A 3,673-nucleotide genomic window follows, 5' to 3' on the forward strand; every position below is an offset into this window, starting at 1 on the left:
GTCCTTGAAGGGGCGACCCCTTTGACGGCCGCCTGCCCATCTCTTGAAGGCCGTGTGGGTGACGGGTGGATGAGTATGGCCCGGGAAGAGGCAAGGCGACGATCCACAGCCATGATAAGGATCCGCGACCCCCGCCCCGCCCTCCCGGACCGCCCCCTGCGCGATGCTGCTCAGCCGGATAGACGATGCCGATCCTCGGGCCCGATCTGACCTGCTAGATGCTGGCGCAGCGCGTCCTTGCCGGTCGCCCGGAGATCATCATTGAAATCCCCGAGCCGCGGTTCCAGCACCCGCACGGCAATCCCGGCATCAAGTGCTCTGGCGCTCAACCTCTCTGCCGCCCCGCGCCCCGCCGGATCGCGGTCGATGGCGATGTAGAGGCGTTGCACCCCCTCCGGCAGCAGGACTGCCCCGAGGTGACCCGACGAGAGCGCCGCCCAGACGGGAAGCCCAGGCACAGCCTCGACGAGGGACAGCATGGTCTCGATGCCCTCGCCGACCACGAGGATGTCGTCATGCGGGATCAGCCTGACGGCATTGCCCAGGAGGTGACCCATGGCCCGCCGCTGCGTCTCAACCCGCGCCTTTCCCTGACCGTCAGGCGCGAGCCAGGTGCGATGCACACCCTGCAAGACCCCCACCCCATCGGTGACCGCAGCAATCAGCGCCGGTCTGGGGAGGCTCCGGGTCTGGCCCTCCTCCCGATGCCAGCACTTCGGGTGGAAGCGAAGGGCGCTCATCATGCTGCCTTGGGTCAGGCCGCGGGAGCGGAGGTAGGTGTCGGCAAGCGTGCCCGCGACCGGCACCGAGGCCGCGAACAGACGTGACGCCGCCATTGGCGTGCCGCCGGGGGCCTTTGCCTTCCTTTTCACTGGCCTATCCGGGACGACCGGCTGCGGACGACCCAGATGGGCCCGGGCCTCAGCCAGAAGATCGGGAAAGCGGGAGATCCCCGTTCGCTCACGGATGATGTCGAGGAGATCACCATGCTCGCCCGTGGCGCCGTCCGTGAACTTGCCGGCCGCGCCTGGCCCGGAAGCAGGCCCGGTCAGGCGCACGAAGAGCGACCGGCCGGGATTGTTCTGCAGGTCTCCGACGATCCAGTAGGACCCTTCCCGCCGTCCGGCGGGAAGGTAAGCGCGACACACGCTCTCTGCGTTTTCCGCAAGAGCGCGGATCACATCTTCGGTCTCGGAATACATGGCTCAACAACCTCCGCGCGCATGTAGTCCCGTCACGGGACAACGTGCAAGCAGACGATCAAGTACGGCGATGCCGGCTGAGTCCGTCGGGCAGAAGAGGCGCAGCTTCCAGCTGATGATCTCCGAGAAGAAGCCATCGGCCTTGAGTCGGTCTTTCGCCGCTTCCGTGAAGCCAGAGAGCTCGATCCGGTTCACGCCCATGACGCGGGAGCGGTGCAACTCCATCCCTTCGGCCAGTCGCACGACGGTCTTGCCCTCGAGAACGAGGGCATGGACCTGCGCGGCCGTGAGCTTTGGCGCGTCGGCTGCCAGCGTGGTTGCGACCCAGGCGGGTGAGACCCGCCGGCCGATGATGCGCTGACCGTCGTCGGTCTGCAGCCGGTAGACGCGGGTTTCGTCCTGGGGGAGCTGCTTCCAGATCGGCAGAAGAAGGCCCGCAACGATATGCAGGGTGGACTCGCTGAACTCCGGTACCTCGGCCAGTTCCGCCGTCCAGGCGTCGGCGAAGGCCGCGCGATCGGCCTCGAGCCAATGGGTGTCCTCCATGATCTTCGCCGGAACCGTGCTCGCCTCAGTCGGGCGGATCAGCCGCAGGCGCGGTTCGACGGTGCCGTCATCCAGCATCAGGCTGGTGGCGGGCACCTGCACGGCGGCTCGGCCCGAGCGGCTGTTGACCAGCAGGCGTGCCTTCGGATCATCGAGCCAGTCGAGCGCATCCGCGAGGGAGGTCGGCGTGTTGCGCCGTTTTTCCGCGATGGTCAGGAGCTGGGTTTCCGCGCCGGAGCCGGGATGGGTGTAGATAACCCGCGCATCCGTGACCCGGAAGCTCTCGGCGCGCAGCGTCTCGAGCCCGAGGTCATAGACCCCGGCGGCGATGGCACCCTCGATCCGTTGATCGAGCAGTTCCTCGAAGGCAGAAAAGAGCACGGCCTGCATATCGATCGTCAGCGCGAGCAGTCGATTGAGGAAGGTCGTGATCGGCGGCAGATCGTCCTTCAGCCCATTGTCATCGGTCAGGCTGAGGCCAGTGGCATCCTCGAAGGCCCCGAGCGAGCAGCCCGCAACATCGCCGCGATAGATGCGACGGTAGAGCTGGCGCAGGGCGTCGCGGGCATAAGGGCTCTCGAGATTGTCCTCGGGTCGGAACAGCCCCTGCCCGCCCGTCTGGCGCTGGCCGCGGGTGATGGCCCCCAGCGTGTCGAGGCGGCGGGCGATGGTGGAAAGGAACCGCTTCTCCGCCTTCACATCGGTGGCCACCGGCCGGAACAGCGGCGGCTGCGCCTGATTGGTGCGGTTCGTCCGCCCGAGGCCCTGGATGGCAGCATCCGCCTTCCAGCCCGGTTCCAGAAGGTAATGGACCCGCAGGCGCTGGTTCTTGGCCCCGAGATCGGCGTGATAGCTGCGCCCCGTGCCGCCCGCGTCGGAAAAGATCAGGATGCGCTTCTGGTCATCCATGAAGGCGGCGGTTTCCGCGAGGTTTGCGGAACCGGCACGATTTTCCACGACAAGCCGCGCCGCAGGGCCCTCGCCCTTGCGCACGATGCGGCGCGAGCGGCCCGTCACCTCGGCCACGAGATCGGTGCCGAAACGCTGGACGATCTGGTCGAGCGCCCCCGGCACGGGCGGCAGCGAGGCCAGCTTCTCGATCAGCGCGTCACGCCGACGAGCAGCCTCGCGGCATTCGACCGGCTGACCATCGCGCACCACGGGCCGGGACGACAGATTGCCCTCACTGTCGGTGAAGGGCTCGTAGAGCTGCACCGGGAAGGAATGCGCGAGGTAGTCCAGGACATATTCTCGCGGGGTGATGTCGACGCGGATGTCGTTCCATTCTTCGGTCGCGATCTCCGTCAGACGGCGCTCCATCAGTGCCTCGCCGGTCGAGACGATCTGGATGACGGCCGAATGGCCTGCCGCGAGATCAGCCTCGATGGCCGCGATCAGCGTGGGGGTTTTCATCGAGGTCAGCAGATGACCAAAGAAGCGCTGCTTGGCACTCTCGAAGGCAGACCGCGCGGCGGATTTGGCCTGGCGGTTCAGAGTGCCGCTGTCAACCGTGATGTTGGCCGCCTCCATCGCGGCGGCAAGGTTGTTGTGGATGATGGCGAAGGCCCCGGCATAGGCATCATAGATGCTGCGCTGCTCGGGGCTGAGCGCATGCTCGAGCATCTCGTACTCGACACCGTCATAGGAAAGCGACCGGGCGGTGTAGAGGCCAAGCGACCGCAGGTCACGGGCGAGGACCTCCATCGCCGCGACACCGCCCGCTTCGATAGCTTCGACGAACTCCCCGCGCGTCGCGAAAGGGAAATCTTCCCCACCCCAGAGCCCGAGGCGCTGCGCATAGGCGAGGTTATGGACGGTCGTCGCGCCCGTGGCCGAGACATAGACCACGCGGGCATTGGGGAGCTTGTGCTGCAGGCGCAGGCCTGCCCTGCCCTGCTGCGAGGCCGTGACATCGCCGCGCTCGC

The 3,673-nt window shown here is 66.9% G+C and carries 2 protein-coding genes; both read right to left on the bottom strand.

Going from position 1 to position 3,673, the window contains the following annotated elements:
• Window positions 1-170: 170 nt before the first annotated feature.
• Window positions 171-1,202 carry a DUF7146 domain-containing protein gene (locus tag C5F46_RS15815; RefSeq protein ID WP_107326262.1) on the bottom strand — a complete coding sequence of 344 codons (1,032 nt, stop codon included), beginning with the start codon at window positions 1,200-1,202 and terminating at the stop codon, window positions 171-173.
• A 3-nt stretch (window positions 1,203-1,205) separates the two neighbouring features.
• Window positions 1,206-3,673 (bottom strand): strawberry notch C-terminal domain-containing protein (locus C5F46_RS15820; protein ID WP_181317776.1); only part of this gene is annotated, 2,468 nt, incomplete at its 5' end.

It is taken from the genome of Phaeovulum veldkampii DSM 11550 (assembly GCF_003034995.1).
Lineage (GTDB): Bacteria > Pseudomonadota > Alphaproteobacteria > Rhodobacterales > Rhodobacteraceae > Phaeovulum > Phaeovulum veldkampii.

What these genes read in the sequence shown, in the direction of transcription:
- C5F46_RS15815 (WP_107326262.1), bottom strand. Translation starts at nt 1,202, where the DNA reads ATGTATTCCGAGACCGAAGATGTGATCCGCGCTCTTGCGGAAAACGCA.